A 22,230-nucleotide genomic window follows, 5' to 3' on the forward strand; every position below is an offset into this window, starting at 1 on the left:
ATTTAAATAATAACTAGTTTAGCTTTCTACAGGGCTGTTGCTGGATACATCAGATTGGAGCCGTTTCTCTGGCCAAGAAATAACATGAGAAGTTCGACTTAGTTTCTCATACATTAGCTGAGTTTCTTTTTTGAATATACTAATGACTAAATGAATAAAGAAAGCCAAGTCTAGCAATAGAACAAACAGATGAATAAGCATATTCCATACGGAGGAAAGATGCCCTAGAAGGGCGGAATCAAGCAAAAGAGCGTGAATCCCAAGCAGTACCCAATATAGCAGGCCATATCTGATCATCAGAGCCCAGAAAAAAGCAAGATTCCCGCTGCTCTTCACCCGAATCCGCACCATCCATTTCCCTAAGGTCCGTCCGCCCGTGAGAGCCGGAACAAGCATGAAGTAAATACCAGTTACAATCCAGAAGGCAGCTTTTATATCGAATCCGAAGAGTACCCCAAACCCGATGCTCCACACCATACTATCGATTAGAAAAGCTATTCCTCTGCGGGTATAGGAGACTCTTTTGGCAGCGCGGTCAATGTTTGTATCCAGTTGTTCTATACGTGGCAATAGCCCGGAGATCCAAATGGAAATTCGAAATCCAAAAATCCCTCCGATTGTGTTGGTAATGAGATCATCGACATCAAAAAGACGGTAAGGATGATCGAAGAAACCATAAATTCCTGTAATCTGCGTGATCTCAAAGGACAAGGAAAAGGCAAAGGATAGTAGAATGCACACGACCCAGCGTGTACGAAAATAATAGCCCAAAAACATTCCAAACGGTACGGTCAATGCAACGTTAAAAATGACCTGTAAAAATGCAGGCTCACGCAGTAATGACCAGTAGGTCGAGATTTGTTCAGGGATGATTGACGATCCATCCACAATATCCTGAATAAACTGAAGGGGAATGAATTGGACGATACTCCCAGAAGGTGCAGCATTGTGCCGGGAGGATGGAAAAGGAAGCAAGACAAGAAAATAAGCGTTCATCAGATAGAGCAGCAGCAGATATAGGATTAAAGCTCTAAGCTTATGTATATAGCCATGTCTGCGGTATTGTACGATAAGAAAAGGTAGTGTGAAGACCAGCGCTGCTATTGGAAACATCATGAACGCATACGAAATTGGAAAAAAGTACGAATGAAACATAAGTCACCTGCCGTGGAATTGTTTTTATAAGAAATTTGACTCTACTTGGAAATTAGCTATCCCCGGCTCATTATAAGTTTTTATGATAGGGAACTCAACTAATTTATCCAACGTTTCCGGCATACATATGTCTATGAAGGAGCGTGAAGTGGATGGAGAAAAAGGTTCAGCAGTATTATCGGCTCAAGCAAAAGCAAAAGGATATTGAAAAAGAATTGGCCGAGCTTCGTCAGGATATTTTAAATTATTGTAGTGAGCAGGAAACTAACGAGACTGAAATTGGCCGCTATAAAGTGAAGCTGGTCGTGCAAAACCGCAAAGAATATGATGATGCAAAGTTATATGAGACCTTATCAGACCCCGAAGTGTGGCGTTTGCTCTCCAAATCAGATCCGGCAAAGGTGGCAAGCTTGACCAAGTTGAATGTAATTTCAGAGGATAAAATCATGCATACTTATGCTTTGAAGACAGTGACACTGTTACAGGTGGATAAAAAATAGGGATTGAAGTGAGCGGTTCCTCGCGGGAGCCGCTTAATTTGGCTCATAACTGTCCAAATTAAGGAAATATGTTACAGTATTAGGGTGGAAGGGAGGTTGAATAGTGAAAAAAATAATCATCGGAGGCGTCATGGGCTTAACGATTTTACTTTTTTTCTTCTTTATTTTGCGGCATAATAATCAATCACTTGAGGTAAAACCGGATGTTATGTTCCCAACAGCGGAATACAGGGTGACTGATAGTAGTGCTCCAGGATTACCTATGCTTATAACTGCTGAAGGGGCGGATGTTATTAAGATACAGGCTACATCCGGCAATTTATTGTTATGGACTCCCCCTGACTACAAGGTGCATAACAAAGGTCTTGAGCTGAAAATCAAATCTGGAGATCAAATTTATTGGAGTCCAATGGATGGGGGGAATAAGCAAATAGATGAACCTCAGGATACCAAGATCACAGTGATTGCTTACCATAATGATAAGCAGATCGGAACGTCCAATGTAGAGATTCATAAGAATGATCTAGGTGTCTATACAGGTGAAATACCTGAAGTGAAGTAGCTGAGAATCTAAATCGAATCGCAACTATCCTCGTTTTGCGTTAAAATAAGAAGTGAAGCTGACCGAGTCCTTATAGCAACCCTAGAGATGGAGGAAGAGAATTCATGAAAGATTTTGAAGTAATGCTGGAGAAATATGCGAACCTAGTTGTAAAAGTAGGAGTAAATGTACAGCCTGGACAAGTCCTTATGGTACATGCACCGATCGAAACCGCAGAACTTACTCGCTTGATTGTAGCGAAAGCCTATGAAGCGGGAGCTAAATATGTAATTGTTGACTGGGACGATGAAGCAACTACACGGATCCGTTATGAAAAAGCCCCAGAGGATTCTTTCGATTACTATCCACAGTGGCAGGCTGAGATGATGGAGAAATTCGCGGAAGAGAATGGTGCCATCTTACATATTAAAGTACCTGATCCTGAACTGTTTAATGGCATTGATTCTTCTAAGGTATCTAGAGCAGTCAAAGCAGCGGCTGTTGCTCGCAAGAACTACTCCAAATATACTCGGAACAGCAAAATCAGCTGGTCTCTGGTCAAAGCGCCAACACGTGCTTGGGCGAACAAGGTTTTTGCCGATCTTCCTGAAGAAGAGCGGGTAGAGGCGATGTGGGAAGCTGTATTCCAGATGAATCGTGTGGGCAGCAATGATCCGGTAGCTGCTTGGAGAGAGCATATTGGTCAGTTGAAAGAAAGTCAGGACAGAATGAACGCTAAACGTTATAAAAGCTTGCATTACCGTGCTCCGGGAACGGATCTGCATGTAGAGCTTCCGGAAGGCCATTTATGGCGCGGGGGTGGCGGTGAGAATGATAAAGGCGTATATTTTGTAGCTAATATGCCAACGGAAGAGATTTATTCCATGCCCCATCGGACTGGCGTTAATGGCACAGTTAGAAGCACGCTCCCTCTTAATTTGAATGGACGGTTAGTTGAAGGACTTTCATTCACTTTTGAAAAAGGGAAAGTCGTAGCTTATGAAGCTGAATCCGGACGCGAACATTTAACCTCACTGCTGGCAACGGATGAAGGTGCATCTTATCTAGGAGAAGTAGCCTTAGTGCAGCATGATTCTCCAATCTCTCGCTTGAACCGCATTTTTTACAATACAGGGATTGATGAGAATGCCTCCTGCCATTTCGCGCTAGGAAGTGCTTATCCTGTAAATATTGAAGGCGGCACAAAGCTTACGAACGAAGAGCTTGTGGCTAGAGGAGCTAATGTCAGCTTAACTCATGTCGATTTTATGATCGGTTCAGCAGAGCTGGATATTGACGGAGAGCTGGTGGACGGCACGATTGAACCCGTATTCCGTAAGGGAAATTGGGTGTTGTAAGGAGAAGAAAAAAGCCGGATCTCTTCTAATGAGATTCCGGCTTTTTTTGAGTGCCTATATTGGTCATTTTTAGATTAAAAAATAGTTAAGACTCATAGCCTCACGTACTTCGGCCATTGTTTCTTGAGCAATGCTGCGGGCATGCTGTGTTCCAGAGATTAAGATTTCCTGCACAAGCTTGGGCTTAGTAGCATAATAGGAACGAAGCTCTCGCATCGGTTCTATAAGCTGATCTAGAGCTGTCGAAATCAACTGTTTGCAAGCAGAACAACCCATGGTACCCCGCTCACAGCCTTCACGAATTTCGGTTACCCCCGCTGAGCGAAAAGCACCATGATAAGCAAAAATAGGACAGATATCTGGATGTCCAGGATCATTTTTATGCACACGCGCTGGATCGGTTGTGGCTTTTCGTATCTTAAAGATAATCTCTTCCTTAGTGGAGTCCAGCTCGATGGCATTGCCAAGGCTCTTACTCATTTTAGCGTTGCCATCCGTACCCACAAGCCTCGGCGTCTCACTGATCAGCGCTTTGGGTTCCACCAGTATCGGGCTGTACAGCTCGTTGAATCTGCGGACGATTTTGCGGGTTAATTCCAGATGAGGGAGTTGGTCTTCCCCTACAGGAATGATCGTTGCTTTACAAAATGTTATGTCAGCAGTCTGACTAACTGGATAACCAAGAAAACCGTAATACAATTCATCTAAGCTCGAATTTTTCGATTCGGCTTTAATCGTGGGATTATGCCGTAAAGAATTCACAGTAACAAACATAGAGAACAAGAGGGTCAGCTCTGCGATTTCAGGGATCATCGATTGAATAAATATAGTTGTTTTCTCCGGATTTATACCCGCAGATAAATAGTCCAGTGTGATCTCATGCAGATGTTGACCCAGCAGCTGTGGACGATCAAAATGGGTCGTTAGGGCTTGAATATCCGCTAAAAACACAAAAGTTTCATATTGCTCCTGAAGGGCTACACGGGTCTGCAAGCTGCCGGCGTAATGGCCAAGGTGAAGCTTTCCAGTCACTCGATCTCCAGTTAAGACACGTTCGTTCATCATATAAATTCCTCCTGTTATTTAGCACTTGGTTACACTCGAGTCGCCACCACCAGCCATCATCCATGGCCATCACCTCCTTTAAATAACAAAAAAACCTCATCCAATAAGGACGAAGTTGTCGTGGTACCACCTTAAATGATCGTGTCACCTTACGATTCTTGGCTTACGATCTTCTCTTACCTGTACGGAGAGGTTGAATTTATTCTCGATACAGGTCCCTTGATAACGGCGGGAACCCCGGTTTTCCCTACTGTATCCATTAAGATAGTTCGGAAAAACAACTATAAAGGCCATTCGAGCATACGCTGGTCACCGGTTCGCACCTACCACCGGCTCTCTGAAGACCATGTTCGTCTGTCTACTTACCCTTTGTCATCGTTGTTCATGATATGTGAATTATTGTAATGCTGAACAGGGGTGTTGTCAATGAGTGGAAATCGTATGGTGATTGACAAGGTATCTAGGTTTATATGATCTAGCAAAGTATACCTTAAATGTATATAATCATCAGGAATTAAGTCCAATCTATCATTGCGGATTCACAATATACTACTCTATAACCTTGAAATGGAGTGATGATAAATGGCGACAATAATAAGTTATGGGTCACAGGCAAAAATCCCGTTAGATCCGTTTACTACTGCTATAACGGTTGCAGGGATTCCTGGAGCTGGAGCGGGTCTAGCCACAGCACAAGTAAATATTAGTCCGGCTAATCCGGCTTCTTTCTCCAGTAGAGTCGAGTTAAATGGTAGTTTTAGTCTTACTGCACTTGCTAATAGCCAATTTCTTGTTATCATCCGACGAGCTGGAGTCGATATTTATAGATCCTTTTATCGTTTTACTACAATTACTGATATTCAATTAAGTGCTCAGTGGGTCGATGGTGCTTATATTGGAGTCCACAACTATGAATTGGTAATTCAGAATGATAGCAACTTGCCTATCAATCTATTTGGACCCATATCATTCACAGCAACTGCTATTGGAGGAGAGGGCGTAATTTAAGTTATGTCTCTGTGCGCCATTTAAGGGACGGGTGAATCAATGCTTTGGACAGTTGAATCGATCTGATTCAGCTGTCCTTTTTTCGTGGGTGTATAATTGAAGTACAACTCTCACAGCATAAATCTCCAACCATTTCCTTCATATAGCGGTTTATTTATTTAAGATGTTATCCTCTAAAACAGCGTATTTATCGCCGTATTGTTTAATGATATGTTGTTCTCCCCAATTACATAATGCAGTCAAAATATCGCTTAAACTATCCCCATATTCACTAAGCTCGTATTCTACTTTTGGTGGAACCTGATTATAAACAATTCGGTTGATGATTCCATCTGCCTCAAGCTCGCGTAGCTGCTGGGTTAACATTTTTTGAGTAATGCCGGGCATCAACTGTTTTAACTCGGAGGTGCGTTTTTTGCCATGAGTTAAATGACATAGAATTACGCATTTCCATTTCCCTCCGATGACCTCTAGTGTGGCTTCAACAGAAATATTGTATTTTTTCTTGACAGTTGTTGTAGATGTTGTTGTCATGATAACCTCCAAGGTATGGGTACTTTTTAGTACCTATGGCACTTTTGAGTGCGTACTATTGATTATGTCCAATTTAACCTATCATAACATTTTTCATTCGATTTTTATAGAATGCTATAATTTAAAGAGCTTTGAGCAAAAAAAGCAAAACGAAATAAAAACCGTTTCTATACCTCCCCCGTCTTAATCTATGAAAGGTTGAAGAGAGGAGGCTAAGGAAGGACATGACGATGACTAATGCAGAAATGAAAAAAATAACGATTCTTGATACTCGGAGCGAGACGGATTTTTACGATTCGATATTGGTACATAGAGAACAACTGTACAGTATTGCTTATAGTTACTTGCGGAACCGAAACGATGCGCTGGAAGCGATGCAGGAAATGACTTGCCGGGCCTGGATTAAAAGAAAAACTTTAAAGGACCCCAAAGCATTCAAATCATGGATTATTCGAATTCTAATTTATGTCTGCATAGATGAACAAAGACGGAGAAAACGTTCCATGCCGCTGGTAGATGAAAGAATAGGAGAACAGGTCACACACATTGGCCATCATCGGATGGAAATGCTGTGGGCACTCGAGCAGGTTAAGCCCAAGTATCGCCATGTGCTGCTGCTAAAATACTACAATGATATGACCTTGACTGAGATCGCTAACATTATGAATAAACCCGAGGGGACGGTTAAGACTTGGCAGCATAAGGGGCTGAAGCAGTTGCGAACCATCATAAAGAATCGGGGTGAATGGAACAATGAGTAGTCAAGAGGAGCTTGCCATGTTAAGCGATGCCGGACGTATCCCACAAGAACAAAAAATAGAGAATGCAGCCGCTCAGACCTATGCGATCCAAGCAGGTTTGGAATTAGGCAAGAAACGTGGCAGAAGGTTAATATTCACAAAAAGTGCGATGTCTGTGCTGGCGGCTGCAGTGATGATAGCGGGCTTGCTGTTCTTCAATCCAACCCAGCTGTTGCCACAGCAAGGGACTTCGAGTGTTGAAACGTTTGATTGGGGCGTATTGGAGCCTTTTAAAACATTGGCTGCAGCTGATATTGATGCTCTTACACTAGAGTCTGCAATACGGAATGATTATGTACAAATCGTTAATAAGAGTGCTGAATCAAATGGATATAAAATTACTCTAAATGCTGTACTTGCTGATGAAAATAAAATCATGCTGCTGTATACAGGGACAACAAGTGATGGTCAGGAAGTGTACAGTGTAAATAGTGTGAAGCTGACAGATGCTGAAACTGGACGAGACGTAATGGAGGAGAATGGGAATAGAGGCGGAATGGGAGCACACGCAGAGGGAACCATATATACTTGGCTCGGCAAAACTGTATTTTCACTGGACCGAAATAAACCAAGGCCAACAGACGTAGTAGCGGATTTTCAGATTGCCTCTGTAGACCCGGGAATGTTAAGTAAACCGAAAACAGGAACGGTTTTATCCGACATGCGGTATTCTGATCGTTTAAAAGTGAACTTCTCTATTGATCCTAAGTTTTGGGAGCTGAAGACGGAGACATTAGTTGTTGACCACCCTTTCATAATTGATGGACAGGAAGTAAAACTAGCCGAAGTCGAGCTTTCTCCGTTAAGCATAGCGCTCAAATTTACGATAAATGAGGAATTGAAAACGGATTGGATCGTCCGAAATGAACTGTTTCAAAAGCTCCCCTATGAATTAACAGCGCAGGTTGGGAAGCACGACATTAAAATTAATCCGAATTCTGGTAGTGGATCTGATGATGGATTTATAAGTTACTTCAGCAGTAATGTGTTGGATCACCCGAAGTCACTGCGACTGAAACTTAATGCGGGGGCAGATCGAGAGAAAGAAGAGTATATTGATATTCTGAAAAAATGAGCGGTAAGCGATTTTAGTGAATATGTGTTGGGAGTTGTAATAGCGATATTAGTGAATATGCGTTGGGAGTTGTAATATAGAAAAAGGCCGCTGGTTGCGGCCTTTTTGTTATTGTTGGGACATTATACTAACTTTTCGAGTTACCTTTTAACACCAAACACGCCACTTGTTAAATGAGAACAAACTCCTGATGCTCCTATCGGGACTGTATGTGCTTAATGCTCCTCAGGGGGGCTAAGGCGCTTAATGTTCCTCAGGCTTCACACTTTTCTCAGGCTCCTCATGTTTCACAGGTTCCTCAGGCTCCTCATGTTTCTCACGCTTCTCACGCTTCTCACGCTTCACAGGCTTCTCATGTTTCTCAAGCGCTTAGCACTCCTAACGGACTGTATTGCAGCTATTTTGGCTTTTTTGACCATTTTGCTGAGTTTTCGGACTGTATAGCTCTTATTGGTCTAAATCCACACCAAAATTGAGCATATTGGGTTGAATAGCTGCATCTGAGTCCGATAGCACTGCGAAATGCCCGGATTCTTCGAAATAAGGGCTCCTGAGTCCGAACCATCTGGCCTCGTAAATATTGCACTGTAAACTGTAAAATCGTCGTCTGACCTCGCTAATACTGCACTGTAAACGGTAAAATCACCGCCTAAGCGTCTGAGCAATTTCGGAGGTACAAAAGTGGTGCTAATCTGGCGTTAATATGGCGCTAGTAGCACTAATATGGCGCTAATTTGGAGCAAAGGTGGCGCTAATGTGGCAACTAAGTTAATAACGCTCCTCACGTTTCTCATGTTCCTCATGTTCCTCACGCTCTTAGCACTCCTAACGGACTGTATAGCAGCTATTTTGGCTTTTTTGACCATTTTGCTGAGTTTTCGGACTGTATAGCTCTTATTGGTCTAAATCCACACCCAAAATGAGCATATTGGGATGAATAGCTGCATCTGAGTCCGATAGCACTGCGAAATGCCCGGATTCTTCGAAATAAGGGCTGCTGAGTCCGAACCATCTGGCCTCGTAAATACTGCACTATAAACTGTAAAATCGTCGTCTGGCCTCGTAAATACTGCACTATAAACTGTAAAATCGTCGTCTGGCCTCGTAAATACTGCACTATAAACTGTAAAATCGTCGTCTGACCTCGTAAATACTGCACTGTAAACTAAAATCGTCGTCTGACCTCGTAAATATTACACTCTAAACTGTAAAATCACCGTCTGAGCGTCTGAGCAATTTCGGCGGTACAAAAGTGGTGCTAATGTGGTGCTAATGTGGCGTTAATATGGCGGTAGTAGCACTAATATGTCGCTAATTTGGTGCAAAGGTGGCGCTAGTGTGGCAACTAAGTTAGTAACTTTTCTCGTTGTAGTAATGGGATATGTGTTCAGTAATTAGTTAGTCGAGTTAGTTGCTGTAATTTGTTTTCAACCATTCCTCGTTTGACCAGGACAATTTGCCTGCCCCTGAGCCGTCAACAGCGGTAAGTCTGGATTTTAGACTAGCTGGGTCATCTGAAATGTAGCTGTAAGGTAGTGTTGTGAATCCGTTCCATGCAAATGCTTTAACGGCAGCGGGTGCAGGGGAGAGAGGGCTGTTCTTTGCTGTACTGTCTCCTCTGAATGTTGCTCCATCAAGTGAATAGATCGTATCTAAAGCTGCGATTGCACCCGTATATTTGCTATTATTTGCATCCGCTTGATTGTTGCGAAGAGGATACACTACATCAATGATTACAGAACTTTCAAGTAATACAGCTCCTCCTTCTGTCGAGATGGCTCCGTTACTTGTAACCCCGAAATGATACCCCTTGCTTGAGATCGCTTTTTCCATAGCGGAGGTTAGACGTTTTTTAGCCAATCTGGTATCTTCGTTGTCCATTACAATGTTATAGGCATGCGCATTACCACTACGAAGGCGGGGCATGCGGTCTTGTATATCTTTATAGTAGTTGTGATGGAGCGTTACAGAAAGAAGCGCATTATCAGCTGCAAACTCTGTTGCGCCTATTAAGTGGCCCTTTTTTTGACTAGCGGCAATCGCAATGATGTCGTCTTTACTTAGGCCAACTGAGCTGCTTCTTAAATAAGCGTACATGGGATAGGCAGCTTTGTTGGCTTCCATAGCATTAATTTGCTGAGTAACCCAGCTGTTTGCGTTTCTATCATCCCCTAAGAAGGATGACCATGAAATGGTGACGCCGTTGCTGCCTTTTTTAACATCGACAACTCCGTCATAAGATTTATTGAAAGTGCAGTGGTCGATCCATACGTTGTTGCTGTTTTCAATGGTGATGTAGTCCCAGTCGTTTTTATCGTAATTCCCTTTGGTTGCTTCATCCCATTCCCACAGCTCATCAAATTCAAGGTTGCGGATGATGACGTTAGAGCTTCTTTTAAAGGTAAAAGCGGCATGTTTAATGGTTGCACCCTTAGCAGAGAAAATGGTCAAACCGTCGAAGTTGTCTATAGACACTTTGCTGACACCAGTCTCTATTAATACGGGATGTGTTAAAGCATTGTTATGAGCGCTAAATGGGGAGATCTTTGCTGCATCAGAAATTTCATTCCATCCCAGATCCAAGTCGTTCATAATTTCAATAACCTTTATTTTGGATCCTTTTCTCAGTGCAGTGGCAAGATCTTCTGCGGTATATACCTTTTTATAGAGTGGACTGTTTTCTTGGATATTTCCACCACCTGTTGTTCCTGTGGCAAACCCAGCCAAATCATATTCACTAACCTGAACCGGTGTCGACGTTGGTGAAGCAGTCGGTGTCGGTATAGCAGTAGACGTTGGTGAAGCAGTCGGTAATGGTGTAGCAGTAGGCGTTGGTGAAGAAGTCGGTGTCGGCATAGCAGTTGGTGTTGGTGAAGCAGTCGGTATCGGCGTAGCAGTTGGTGTTGGTGAAGCAGTCGGTATCGGCGTAGCAGTTGGTGTTGGTGAAGCAGTCGGTATCGGCGTAGCAGTTGGTGTTGGTGAAACAGTCGGTATCGGCGTAGCAGTAGGTGTCGGTGAAGCAGTAGGCGTTGGTGAAGAAGTCGGTATCGGTGTAGCCGTCGGTGTCGGTGAAGCAGTAGGTGTTGGTGAAGAAGTCGGTATCGGTGTAACAGTCGGTAATGGCGTAGCAGTAGGTGTTGGTGTCGGCGTAGTGCCAATGGTATCAGAAACGGTCACGTTGTCGAACATCGTAATTGTCTTAAAGGTAACGAGCCCTGCTGCACCTTTTTTTAATTTGGAATCGGAAGCTGAGAGCTCCAGCGTATCATTTACATACATGTTGATGGTATTTCCGCTCATTTCGAGTTTTACATTATACCAAACTCCTGGTTGCAGAGCGTAAGGTTTGCTGGACAAAGTTGTAGTAGATCCAGAAACCTTCTTTCTGATTTCCAGCATGCCATCATTATTATTATACAAAGAAGCTGCATAAAAATTATTTCCATCTATGTATCTGCCCGCAACATAAGTTCTGTTTGAGCCATTAAAATCAACTACTTTTACATCCGCTGGCCAATGCTAATGCCAACGAACTTATATATTATCGTGATTACCACGATCAACACCTTTCAATGTTTTGCACTAATTCAGTTGCTCACCTCGGGTGGACCTGTGTATAGCACATCGACTGTTATGTATGGCGTTTACGAACAAGCCTTTATGCTCGGTCATTTTGGATATGCCTCGGCGATGGGTGTCATCCTTGCGATTGTGATCGGGATCATTTCTATCATTCAATTCAAATACTTTGGCAGTGATGTTGAGTATTAAGGAGGGGACATCATGAATTCTACGAATCCGTTAGAACTGAGAGCACCTATTGGCCAATCTAAGAAAGTAAGCAAATGGAAAAAAGAATTGACGATTCCAAAAATATTAGCGACCATCCTGTTGATTCTAGCAACGTTGTTTTTTATCTTCCCTTTTTATTGGGTGGTTTCAGGGGCATTTAAGCTTCAGACTGTGGCAACAACGATCCCCCCGGAATGGTTTCCGGCTAAGCCGACTCTGCAAAACTGGACCGAGTTATTTAAGAATCCCGTTGAGCGCTGGATGTTTAACAGTTTCATCATTGCTTTTTGTGAAATGGCAGCGATTTGTATCGTTTCTTCCTGTGCTGGATATGTGCTAGCCAAAAAGTCTTTTCCTGGCCGAGGCATTATCTTTACGATGTTTGTTGCCGCTATGGCATTGCCTAAGCAAGTTATTCTTGTCCCGCTGTTTACGATGCTTGCAGATTTTGGGTGGGTCAACACGTATAAAGGGCTTATTTTACCGGCGATTGGCTGGCCATTTGGAGTCTTCCTAATGAAGCAGTTCGCGCAGACGATTCCAGGAGAATTAATTGAAGCAGCCAAAATAGATGGCAGCTCTGAAATTCGTTTGTTCGGAACCATCATTTTACCTTTGTTAAAGCCTGCAATAGGGGCACTGGCAATCTTTACTTTCATCACTTCTTGGAATGATTATTTCAGTCAGCTGATCATGACCAGATCGACTTCAATGATGACATTACCACTTGGGGTAGCGACTCTTCGGGGTGAATTCACAACAAACTATGGATTGCTTATGGCGGGTGCTGCGTTAGCCTCTATTCCTATGATTGCAATTTTTCTAATGTTCCAAAAAGCCTTTACCCAAGGGATTACTATGGGGGCTGTAAAAGGCTAGTTATTCTTATAACAACGAAAATTAATAGTAATGAATTAAACGATGGAGGCTGTAATTTATGAAATCATATGATCTTGAATCCTTTAAAGGCATTATTATTGCTATGTACTCCAGTTATGATGCTGAGGGGGAAATCGATAAAGAAGCAGCCCGAAAATTAGCTCGTCAGTATGCTTCTACGGGAGTAAAAGGTCTTTATATTGGCGGAAGCTCTGGCGAAGGTATGCTGCAATCTGTAGAAGAACGCAAACAAATGCTCGAGGCAGTTATAGCAGAGGTTGGAAAAGAGCTTACAATCATTGCTCACGTGGGTGCTCCATCTACAAGAGACAGTGTTGAACTAGCTATCCATGCTGAGAAAGTTGGCGCACATGCCGTATCGGCTGTTCCTGCGATCTATTATCGTCTGTCTCCGGACAGTGTTGAAAGTCATTGGCAGGAAATTATTAATAGTACAGCGCTTCCATTTATTATCTATCACATCCCGCAAACTACAGGCTTTCAATTATCGAAAAGCTTGCTGATTAAGATGGCAGCTCAGGATAAAGTGATCGGGGTGAAAATTTCGGCGGAGAGCACGTTTGAGCTTCAGCAATTTAAAGCCGCAGGCGGGAAGGATTTTCTAGTCTTAAATGGACCTGATGAGCAGTATTTGGCGGGCCGCAGTATTGGGGCAGATGGCGGGATTGGTGGAACTTATGGGGTGATGCCAGAGTTATTCCTAAAAGTGGAACAATGTTATGTGCAAGGAGAGATGGCTGAGGCGCAGAAATGGCAGTTTATCATCAATGATCTCATTGTTGAATTGCTATCCTTTCCTTCATTATATGGTGCGTGTAAAGCGATCCTTAGTGTGCGCGGATTTGAAACAGGTCAGCCAAGAATGCCGCTTTTACCGATTAAGGATTCCGATCAGGAGCGGGTGGAAGCTCTGAACAATAGAATATTAGATTATATTCTTGAAGCGAAAGGATAGGGTTAATAATGACTCGAATAAGTGATATCTTTCCGGTGAAAGGTCTGATTGTTTCCTGTCAGGCACTTGAGCATGAGCCGCTTCATGGTGGGGATACAATGGCTAAAATGGCAAGAGCAGCGGTTCAATCAGGAGCTATAGGAATCCGGACAAATGGTGTTCCAGATATTGTAGCTATCAAAAAAGAAGTAAATGTACCGGTCATTGGACTTATTAAACGGGATATTCCCGGATCAGCCATATTTATAACACCAACCTTAGATGAAGTGAAGGCGATTGTTTCTGCAAAAGCAGAGATTGTTGCGCTTGATGTAACGAATCGGGAAGAACGCTTAGAGTCAGTAAAGCCATTAATAGAATATGCACATCTGAGAGGTGTGCTGGTTATGGCGGATATTTCGACATTTGAGGAAGGGCTTGCCGCTGAGAAATTAGGTGTGGATTTCATCGGTACCACGCTTTCAGGCTACACCCCATACAGTACACAGCAGGAAGGACCGGACCTTGTCTTAATTCAACAATTAAGCAAATTAGTGAACATTCCTGTTGTTGCGGAAGGACGGATATGGACACCGGAAGACGCAGCAAAAGCTAAGAATGCGGGGGCATCCTATGTTGTTGTAGGAAGTGCAATTACTAGGCCGCAATTGATCACTTCGAGATATGTTAAGGCCGTGAGCAATTTCAATGACTGACGGAGGTGAGTCCGCGATGGAAGGGTATGATCCTCATATAGAATATGCGATCGGAGTAGATATTGGCGGCACGAAAATTAATGCCGGACTCGTCTCTTCACAAGGGGACGTTTTACATACTGTAAGCCTAAGCACATTGGCTGGACAGACGAAAACAATGGATCGTATTATACTAGCAATTCGGACATTAATGGATGAAATAACAGCACAACAAGCGGGAATTCAGCTCCAAGGAATTGGCGTAGGATCGGCAGGGCAAATGGATTGGGAGGCGGGGCGTATCCGCTCCGCTTCGGAGCTTATCCCTGGCTATGCTGGCACAGCTTTGAAGGAGTTGCTTCAAACACAATTTCAACTTCCAGTAATCGTTGATAATGACGTGAATGTATTAGCAATAACAGAGAAATATTTAGGTTCAGGCAAAGAGGTAAAAGATTTTATCTGTCTTGCCCTTGGTACGGGCGTGGGTGGAGCGATAGTCGTAGACGGCCATCTTGTCCACGGTTCTTGGGGTGGGGCTGGAGAGTTAGGCCATATGTCCGTAGATTTCAAAGGGCCTGCATGCGTTTGTGGTGGAACAGGCTGCTTAGAGCAGTATGCTTCAGGCACAAGTATCGCACGTCGCATGCGCGACAAGCTTTTATTACATAACCAGTCCCCAGAGAATGTAGACTCACGGGAAGTGATAGCGAGATGGCGGGCAGGTGACTCTCTGGCTACAGCGTTAATGGAAGACACGATTGCTGCGCTCGGATCCGCGATTGCTTCATTAATCCATATTTTTAACCCTAAAGTCATCGTCATTGGCGGTGGAGTTGCTGAAGCAGGCGAACTTTTGTTTGAAGGCATTAGAAGGGAAGTAAAGGGCAGAGTAATGCCATCGATGCTGGAAAATGTTCGTATTGAAGCAGCCTATCATGGTAATTTATGTGGAATGATCGGTGCGGGGCTGCAGATGTGGGAGTATAGTCCCGATAAAGTAAAGAGAGCAGAGTTATAAGGGGCTATTCACCATCTATCTGTATAGAAAGCCATGGAGCAATACGTAGAAGCGAGTTTAATTGTACATCGTACAACTATATTTCTCGAATCCCTCCAGCCGATGGGTATAAGTGTATTTTGTACAGCTATTTTCTTGATTTACAGCCTTAGTGGTGCTTCTCGTGTTTTTAGTTGTAGAAAATGCAACTAAAGTCAAAATGATTGCATTCGCCTACGAAATAACTGTATAGAATACATTTATTCTATTTCTCAGATTCCCCTGAGATCCGGTGTAATTGAGCCATTGAAGATTGATTAGTGTTTTGGGATTGGTTAAATTTTAAAATAATTTAGTTAGAACCACATGTGAATAATACTCCATGTGGTTTCTTTTATTAGTTATAGCCCGCCCCAGTACCCACTGCCGAATGAACCCTTCGTTCAACCATCAACACATCTAATCCATGTTATGGGAAGCTGTTTTTTGCTTTTTACGTTGAATTTATGATGATGATTCATTAATGTGAGCATATCACACGATATCGCTACGACGAATTCAATGTGTCCAAAGACTCGGGGAAATTCGACCTTAACTGGTCCGGCTCGGATAACTTGTTTGACCAAACCAGCCTAGCTAAGATTTTAATTAGGCTTAAGGGATACAAATTTTCCAGTTTGTATCCCTTAACTTATATAACAAAGGATGGGAAAATTATGGTCGATTATAATAACAACGAAGGAATAGGCGGTTTTCAACAAGGCAGCTATCGTCCATTAGCCATTCATCCCATTGAGGCGAATTGGACCAGACAATCCCGATTCAGAGCTCCAACATCGCTTTCAGTTTTGAAGCGAGTTGTTGACTCGGGGCGGCCGGATTTTTCATATGGATTAAGCTCGTTTACAGTGAATGAACAAAGGAGAGCCATTTTGGCTGTGGGGCAGGGTGATTTCGAGCTTAATCATCAATATGGCAAACTGTTTCGGGTTTGCTTTGAATCTGACACTGTGGAGCTGCTATTGGAGACTAAGGCATCCCTTATGTCTCCCCTGCTGATCAGCCCAGCCTCCATTTTAGTTGCGACCAATAGCATTCGAGATAATCAGCTCATTTCGGTTGACGAAAACGGCCAGATAAATTGGAAGACTGCAGTGGATGGTGTACCGTATGGCAGGCCGGTGGTAAACAGCGAAGGGTATATTTACCTGTGTACATATGAAGATGAGTCACAAATTATTGGGAGACTCTATGCTTTTGATGCGGATGGAACCATAAGATGGGTTTACAAGTGCTCGTCCATATTTTGGTGCGATCCGGTTATTTCCCGTGAAGGAATCATATATATTGGTCAAAATGTGAATTCCAAACTTTATGCTTTTAGTCCTGATGGAGAGTTGTTGTGGGAGAAACCGATGGGTCAAGGAGAAGGGCACCGTCCCCCTGTCATAGATCAGGATGGGGTTATGTATGGGTGTCTTTCTAGCCAGTTATATGCCATTGCTCCGGATGGCGAAGTGAAATGGATATACCAACCGGAGGAAAGCTACGTTGACACCAGCCCTTCCCTGGGCGCAGACGGTAATTTATACGTAAATTTGACCGGCGGGGAATTCATTTGTTTAACGCGAGACGGTGAACAGCTATGGAGAGCGGAAACTAAAGGTTTTGCAATAACTCAGCCAATTCTCGGCCGATGCGGCAACGTTATTCAAAGTCGCTTAATGGATAACTCGATTGAAAGCTACTCCGTTGTTGATATTTTTTTCCAAAAAGGAGTGCATTTAGCGGAGACCGCAATCAAAGGTTCCATTCATTCGGTGATTTTGGCAAATGATGACGTGATTTACGTCCTGTCCTCCTATTGGACGGCTAAGATGGAGCCTAAATGGGAACTTCATTTGCAAATCTCCATCGGGCAGTCCCAAGGTTGGACAACAGTACTGGGGGAGAAATTCAACTGGGAAACGATTGGTGAAAGCGCCAGATCTTTGTCTAACTTGATCTCTTCCCTTGTACTTGCTATAGGATACTTTGATGATGATGTGCGGGAGAGTGTAGAGCAACTGGAGACTATTGTACCTGCTCCGCTTATTCTGAAATATGACTGGGTAGAGGACGATGAGTCGCTTGGTCGGAGATTTGCTCCGGCACAGTGAATTATATAGTCCTAATTAGAAAAGTGTTTTTTTATAAAATGCTATAGATATGGTGGAAGAGCAAAAGCTCTGCCTATTAAATTCCCTTGATTTAATAGAATAATTTACCGATAATGTTAATGGGGGGACCCAAAATCAAATCCGTCATGAAGCAGGAGGCACTATCGGACAATGATGACTTTAATGAACATGGTGCGGGGAACGGAGAACGATCTTCCTGCTAAAGAGATGATTAAGTATTGGAATCATGAGCCTGGAACCTTAAAGATGGTAAGGGCCAGCAGCAATTTTATTTATACCTTTCAGTGGAATGGTAACCGCTTTTATTTAAGGTTTACTCATGAAGAGGATAATTCTCCAGACAATATCCAGGCAGAGCTGGATTTTATGATGTATTTATTAGAACAAGGTTATGAGACTGTCTCTCCAGTGCGTTCTAAGTCTGGCAATTGGATTGAAACGTTGTTAACGGATCACGGGCGATACCACGGGGTAGTTTTTGAACAGGCCCAGGGTGAATATGTTTCACTTGATGAGATGAAGGAACCTCATTTTTATCAATGGGGCCAATCGCTTGCACGTCTGCATAATTTTTCGGAAACCTATGCACCGAGCACACCTTATCGCAAAAGCTGGGTCGATTCATTGAATTTTATTTATTCCGTATTGAGCAGGCATCCTGAGGAGCATAAGGCGCTTAAGGAATATGAGCGGATTGAAGCTTGGCTATCGGAGCTTCCATTTGGAGTAGGGCATACTGGGCTCGTACATTATGATTTTGAGATGGATAATATCTTTTATATGCAAGAAGAATCCCGCTACAGTGCCATCGATTTTGATGACTCTATGTATCACTGGTTTGCGATGGATATTACATCGGCGTTAAGAGACCTGACGGAATCGGATGATAATGAGAGTAGAAGAAACATTGACCATTTTATTAATGGATATAGATCGGTTAAGCAGCTAGATGATGAGTATATGAAGTTGATACCTGAATTTCAAAGATTTGCAGACTTATACAGTTTTGCTAGATTACTTCGGTGTATGGAGAATACGGATGATTCTATTTTCCCGGATTGGGCGAAACAGCTTAAACTGAAATTAGAAAGAGTTTGTGACCGATTACGAACCGGCTTTCAAGCACATATAGTGCTGAAGGATATCACTGAAAAAAACTGGTACGCTTGTACTCAATTAGAAGTATCGGATGAGCAAAAGGCTATTTTTCCTGTACCAGTGGTCTATTGGTTAGCAGAAGCAGCTTATTGTGGTATGACCCCGCTCGCTTTATACGCAGATGAAGAATTGGTAGGTTTCTCTGTGTATAGCGTAGATCCTGAGGATGGAAGTTATTGGATTATGGCTTTTATGATTGACCAGAAATATCAGAACAGGGGTTTAGGCAGAACGGGTATGGATACCTTAATTCGTTATATTAAAGCAGAACATCATTGTGACAAAATCGTTATTGGCCATCGGATCGAAAACGAACGTGCTACGAATTTATATACATCACTCGGGTTCGTTGAAGTCAGTAGGGACGAGTTTGAAGTTATACGAGGGTTGGTAGTGTAAAAAGGGAAAAGCCGCCAAGGGTTTGGCGGCTCTTTTTTATATAAGGAAATAAATTAATCTACAGAGCCGGTTGTCAGCAGCTGATCAAAAGAGACAGGGAATAGTGGCTCAATCAGCGATAAAATTGCTTTTGCATACTCCTGAATTTCTTTCTGAGCGTCATGCTCCAGTCTTTGATTTAAAAAATGGGCTACAGATTGAACTGAAGCTGTCCAGTACCAACGAACGAATAATCCATAAGCAGGTAGAAACAGTCTTGCTTGTTCAGCACATATACCATCTGCTAAAGCTGCTTCATACTTAGATAATCCTAACTCGGTGTATTCTTGAAGCTCACGGGTGTATTTTTCACCAAGCTCCCATGCAATGATGTCACCACTGCCTTGTTTGGAATTCTCTGGTTTGGATCTCCATTCTCCCGCAGCAGGTTGATAAAAAACGGGTTCTTCTGTTATGTATCTTCGGCTGGATTCGTTCCAGGCTTCCAAGCTATCTCCAGTACCTTCGTAATGAGCAGAACCGACTACGTATTTCCACCACTGTCTCGCAACCATTAATGGGGCATAAACCTCAAATTGAGTGATGGCATGGCGGAAAGGAGAGGTATGTCCTTCACGGGCAAGGAATTTTATTAGTTTAATATCCCGATCACTAAGCTCAAAAGATTGTTTTGCATAAGAAACACGCGCAGCGTTAGCAACCGTTAAATCTGAGCCCATATGATCTACTAATCTTACATAACCTTCATTTAAAACTTTGATTGTTGTCAATTTAATGTAGCCTCCTTTTCCAAAGCAGAGTAAATGAGTTCGTCACACCATTGTTGATTGCAAAATCTAGTCTCTCTGAGGATTCCATCCCTAATCATTCCTGCTCTAATCATAACTTTTTCAGATTGAAGATTCTCTGCATTGGCATAGGCAACGACTCTATGGGCATTAAGAGAGCTAAAGGCGTAGCATATCAGTGTTTTGACGGCTTCTGTCGCATAGCCCATTTTCCAGTATTCCGGCAGTAAGACCCAGCCAATCTCCCACTCTCTGATCTCTTCCCAATTTAACTTTATACTTACGTTGCCTATGGGGGTTCTATTTTGCTTTGTACATACTGCTAGATCATAATGCTCACGCGGATCGCTGGTAGTCTGAGTCAGAATCGAAAGGAAGTTCTCTTTAATTTGTTTTGCATCTGGTGCGGTGTTTTCATATTTGTGAGACAAAGGATTAAGTTCCAGTTCTTCATAAAAAGAAAAATCATTGCTTGTATAATCTCTTAATATCAATCTGTCGGCTATTATTTCCATGAGTTAATACCTCCTAATCCATGATTATAATGGAAGACTCTGTAATTATCACGGAGTAAATTCACTAGAAATACAAAAAAATATTTTTGTAAATTTTTCTCTAGTAAAATTGTGGAATTGTGATACAGTAATTAAGGTTTATATATTTAGAGGGGGATGTAAGGAAAATGAAAGCTATTAAATGGAGCATCACTGCAGCATTAGCAGTATCTATGTTGGGTCCAATACATACAGTGAAGGCGGCAGATACGCGTAACGTCGATTACGATCAAGGTAGTATTTTACGGAGTGCCAGTTCAGTTTCGTCATCATACAATGAAGGCAATCCGCAGGTTGAAGATTTGATTTTTCAGATGGATGCTACCGAAATCACTGTTGGGGACAATGTTCCGGTACAAATCTATGCTAAAGATGCCGATGGCATTTCCGAACGCGTTCCGTTAGCTCAAGCAAATGTCGTAATTGAAAAGCCTTATTTGCTGCAAAAGCAAGCCGATGGCACAATGAAAGCCTTAGCGGTAGGAGAAACGAACGTAACGGTCATTTCAGGATCAGATTCCAAAACAATAAAAGTTTCGATCAGTGCGGACCATGATATTGATCAAGGTGCATTTGTTAATGGAACAATGTATTTGCCGGTTCAATCGGTTTTTCAAACGTTGGGAGCAACAGTCCAAGTTAATACAGCAACTAAAACCTTTAGCATTCGTCTAGGTGATTTGCCAATACAGCTTCAACTCGGAAGCGATATTGCAATGGTGAATGGTGCGAAGGTCAAAATGAGTGGTAAGGTGCAAAAGATCGACGGATCTACAGTTTTTCCTGCCACGCTTTTAAAGACTGCACTGTCAGCAGAGTTAATTTGGGATGGAAATTATCAGACGATGGAGATCTACTTCGGCAAAGCAGAGTTGTTCGCCTATACGAAACAAACTGCGCAGATTTTTAAGAAGGAAGAACAAGGAAACCTCGTTAAGTTCATTGGAAAAACATATTGGCTCAATCAATTCGACTCCGATTATAAGTTCCAAAAAGTCACTATTGTAGATATTCTACCTGATTATGAAGGTGAATTCGCCATTTCATTTAAGGTTTTATCGACGGGGCAAATTCTTAACTCTTATACAATGTCGGGGGATGAGTTGATCCGTACATTAGGAAATAAAGAATATTTCTTAACAACGGATCCATTTAAGACCTATAAGTGGTCGGATGCGATTTGGAGTAAGATTAAAAAGAGCATAGTTGCTACTGGGATGACCAAGCAGCAAGTGGAGTTTAGTTGGGGTAAGCCAATAAGTAAATCCACACTATCAGGTAGTGGCATTCAAGTGGAGACCTGGCAGTATGGTAATTATAACTATGTTACCTTTACGAACGGTGTTGTCTCCATGATTTATACGAATTAATTCTTCCTAACTTCTGCGTTACTTTAGTCATAGAGCCTGTCTTTGCGACATATCATTTTGGAGAAGCACTTTCAGAATTAAAGTGTTGACTATTGTTGGCCGAAATGAGGGGTTTATTCATGGCAAAGTCAAAACGTGGACATGCACTTTGGAATTTACCATCAAGGGGCAGGGGGACTTGTCCAATCTGTCAGAACACCCGTATTAAGCTGCTTTATCCCAAGAAAAAAACGGATGGAGCAGTTGTTAAGGTCTGTAAACGCTGTGACAAGGCTCCGCAGACGAAAGTGGATGCCGTGTTGATTTAAAAAGAGTACACAAAAAGAGGCTGTCTCAAAAGTGGATTTTTCTACGTATGAGGCAGCCCTTCTCATGAATAAAATAAAGAAGCGCTTCTCTAATAAGAGAGGCGCTTCTTTTAAAT

Annotated in this window: 21 protein-coding genes and 1 other annotated feature; of the genes, 15 read left to right on the forward strand and 6 right to left on the reverse strand. The window is 42.6% G+C overall.

All coding sequences use genetic code 11. The features are described from left to right. Positions 1–18: 18 nt before the first annotated feature. Positions 19–1,155 carry a VanZ family protein gene (locus tag NST58_RS14130; RefSeq protein ID WP_339248431.1) on the reverse strand — a complete coding sequence of 379 codons (1,137 nt, stop codon included), beginning with the start codon at positions 1,153–1,155 and terminating at the stop codon, positions 19–21. Between the two features lie 152 nt (positions 1,156–1,307). On the opposite strand from NST58_RS14130, the gene NST58_RS14135 reads away from it, so the two are divergent. From NST58_RS14135 to NST58_RS14145, 3 genes are all read left to right on the forward strand, one after another. After that, positions 1,308–1,655, forward strand: coding sequence for a hypothetical protein (locus tag NST58_RS14135; protein WP_076219158.1), 348 nt, complete (start codon positions 1,308–1,310; stop codon positions 1,653–1,655). Between the two features lie 103 nt (positions 1,656–1,758). Further along, complete coding sequence (locus tag NST58_RS14140; RefSeq protein WP_076219157.1) at positions 1,759–2,217, forward strand: hypothetical protein; 459 nt, start codon at positions 1,759–1,761, stop codon at positions 2,215–2,217. A 104-nt stretch (positions 2,218–2,321) separates the two neighbouring features. Further along, the gene (locus NST58_RS14145; RefSeq protein WP_076219156.1) at positions 2,322–3,554 is read left to right on the forward strand and encodes an aminopeptidase; all 1,233 of its coding nucleotides are present in this window, start codon (positions 2,322–2,324) and stop codon (positions 3,552–3,554) included. A 69-nt stretch (positions 3,555–3,623) separates the two neighbouring features. Here NST58_RS14145 and trpS read toward each other — a convergent pair whose 3' ends face one another. After that, positions 3,624–4,619, reverse strand: a complete 996-nt coding sequence (trpS, locus tag NST58_RS14150; RefSeq protein WP_339248435.1) for a tryptophan--tRNA ligase — start codon at positions 4,617–4,619, stop codon at positions 3,624–3,626. A gap of 102 nt (positions 4,620–4,721) precedes the next feature. Then, positions 4,722–5,004 (reverse strand) — a binding site (T-box leader). Positions 5,005–5,201: 197 nt separating this feature from the next. Between trpS and NST58_RS14155 the strand changes: the two genes are divergently transcribed. After that, complete coding sequence (locus NST58_RS14155) at positions 5,202–5,627, forward strand: hypothetical protein (RefSeq protein WP_036686349.1); 426 nt, start codon at positions 5,202–5,204, stop codon at positions 5,625–5,627. A gap of 150 nt (positions 5,628–5,777) precedes the next feature. On the opposite strand, the gene NST58_RS14160 is transcribed toward NST58_RS14155, so the two are convergent. After that, a complete protein-coding gene (locus NST58_RS14160; protein WP_076125996.1) occupies positions 5,778–6,161 on the reverse strand; it encodes a winged helix-turn-helix transcriptional regulator in 384 nt (127 codons plus the stop codon). A gap of 224 nt (positions 6,162–6,385) precedes the next feature. Between NST58_RS14160 and NST58_RS14165 the strand changes: the two genes are divergently transcribed. Both NST58_RS14165 and NST58_RS14170 read left to right on the forward strand, forming a co-directional pair. Next, entirely contained in the window at positions 6,386–6,922 is a 537-nt protein-coding gene (locus NST58_RS14165) for a sigma-70 family RNA polymerase sigma factor (RefSeq protein ID WP_339248437.1), read from the forward strand. Beyond that, complete coding sequence (locus tag NST58_RS14170) at positions 6,915–8,036, forward strand: DUF4179 domain-containing protein (protein ID WP_339248439.1); 1,122 nt, start codon at positions 6,915–6,917, stop codon at positions 8,034–8,036. The genes NST58_RS14165 and NST58_RS14170 overlap by 8 nt, the downstream gene beginning before the upstream one ends. Before the next feature lie 1,407 nt (positions 8,037–9,443). On the opposite strand, the gene NST58_RS14175 is transcribed toward NST58_RS14170, so the two are convergent. Continuing rightward, positions 9,444–11,435, reverse strand: coding sequence for a hypothetical protein (locus NST58_RS14175; protein ID WP_339248442.1), 1,992 nt, complete (start codon positions 11,433–11,435; stop codon positions 9,444–9,446). Between the two features lie 123 nt (positions 11,436–11,558). On the opposite strand from NST58_RS14175, the gene NST58_RS14180 reads away from it, so the two are divergent. From NST58_RS14180 to NST58_RS14210, 7 genes are all read left to right on the forward strand, one after another. Further along, positions 11,559–11,807 (forward strand): hypothetical protein, encoded by a 249-nt coding sequence (locus NST58_RS14180; protein WP_339248444.1) that lies wholly within the window; start codon positions 11,559–11,561, stop codon positions 11,805–11,807. Between the two features lie 12 nt (positions 11,808–11,819). Next, positions 11,820–12,707: a carbohydrate ABC transporter permease gene (locus tag NST58_RS14185; RefSeq protein WP_051491452.1), complete on the forward strand. Its 888-nt coding sequence runs from the start codon at positions 11,820–11,822 to the stop codon at positions 12,705–12,707. Positions 12,708–12,765: 58 nt separating this feature from the next. Then, positions 12,766–13,683 (forward strand): dihydrodipicolinate synthase family protein, encoded by a 918-nt coding sequence (locus NST58_RS14190; protein WP_339248447.1) that lies wholly within the window; start codon positions 12,766–12,768, stop codon positions 13,681–13,683. An 8-nt stretch (positions 13,684–13,691) separates the two neighbouring features. Continuing rightward, positions 13,692–14,378 (forward strand): N-acetylmannosamine-6-phosphate 2-epimerase, encoded by a 687-nt coding sequence (locus NST58_RS14195; protein ID WP_038570497.1) that lies wholly within the window; start codon positions 13,692–13,694, stop codon positions 14,376–14,378. A 16-nt stretch (positions 14,379–14,394) separates the two neighbouring features. After that, positions 14,395–15,378, forward strand: coding sequence for an ROK family protein (locus NST58_RS14200; protein ID WP_339248450.1), 984 nt, complete (start codon positions 14,395–14,397; stop codon positions 15,376–15,378). A gap of 695 nt (positions 15,379–16,073) precedes the next feature. Further along, positions 16,074–17,516 carry a PQQ-binding-like beta-propeller repeat protein gene (locus tag NST58_RS14205; RefSeq protein WP_339248453.1) on the forward strand — a complete coding sequence of 481 codons (1,443 nt, stop codon included), beginning with the start codon at positions 16,074–16,076 and terminating at the stop codon, positions 17,514–17,516. A 171-nt stretch (positions 17,517–17,687) separates the two neighbouring features. Beyond that, positions 17,688–19,094 carry a GNAT family N-acetyltransferase gene (locus NST58_RS14210; protein WP_081391841.1) on the forward strand — a complete coding sequence of 469 codons (1,407 nt, stop codon included), beginning with the start codon at positions 17,688–17,690 and terminating at the stop codon, positions 19,092–19,094. A 53-nt stretch (positions 19,095–19,147) separates the two neighbouring features. Here NST58_RS14210 and thyX read toward each other — a convergent pair whose 3' ends face one another. Together thyX and NST58_RS14220 are read right to left on the reverse strand one after the other, a co-directional pair. Beyond that, a complete protein-coding gene (gene thyX, locus NST58_RS14215) occupies positions 19,148–19,864 on the reverse strand; it encodes an FAD-dependent thymidylate synthase (protein ID WP_038570515.1) in 717 nt (238 codons plus the stop codon). Next, positions 19,861–20,397, reverse strand: a complete 537-nt coding sequence (locus NST58_RS14220; protein ID WP_339248457.1) for a GNAT family protein — start codon at positions 20,395–20,397, stop codon at positions 19,861–19,863. The genes thyX and NST58_RS14220 overlap by 4 nt, the downstream gene beginning before the upstream one ends. A gap of 167 nt (positions 20,398–20,564) precedes the next feature. Here NST58_RS14220 and NST58_RS14225 point away from each other — a divergent pair, with 167 nt between their 5' ends. Both NST58_RS14225 and NST58_RS14230 read left to right on the forward strand, forming a co-directional pair. After that, positions 20,565–21,806 (forward strand): stalk domain-containing protein, encoded by a 1,242-nt coding sequence (locus NST58_RS14225; protein WP_248548131.1) that lies wholly within the window; start codon positions 20,565–20,567, stop codon positions 21,804–21,806. Positions 21,807–21,925: 119 nt separating this feature from the next. Continuing rightward, a complete protein-coding gene (locus NST58_RS14230) occupies positions 21,926–22,114 on the forward strand; it encodes a hypothetical protein (protein WP_036686376.1) in 189 nt (62 codons plus the stop codon). Positions 22,115–22,230: the final 116 nt, after the last annotated feature.

Source organism: Paenibacillus sp. FSL R10-2796 (assembly GCF_037965315.1).
Classification (GTDB): Bacteria; Bacillota; Bacilli; order Paenibacillales; family Paenibacillaceae; genus Paenibacillus_AQ; species Paenibacillus_AQ odorifer.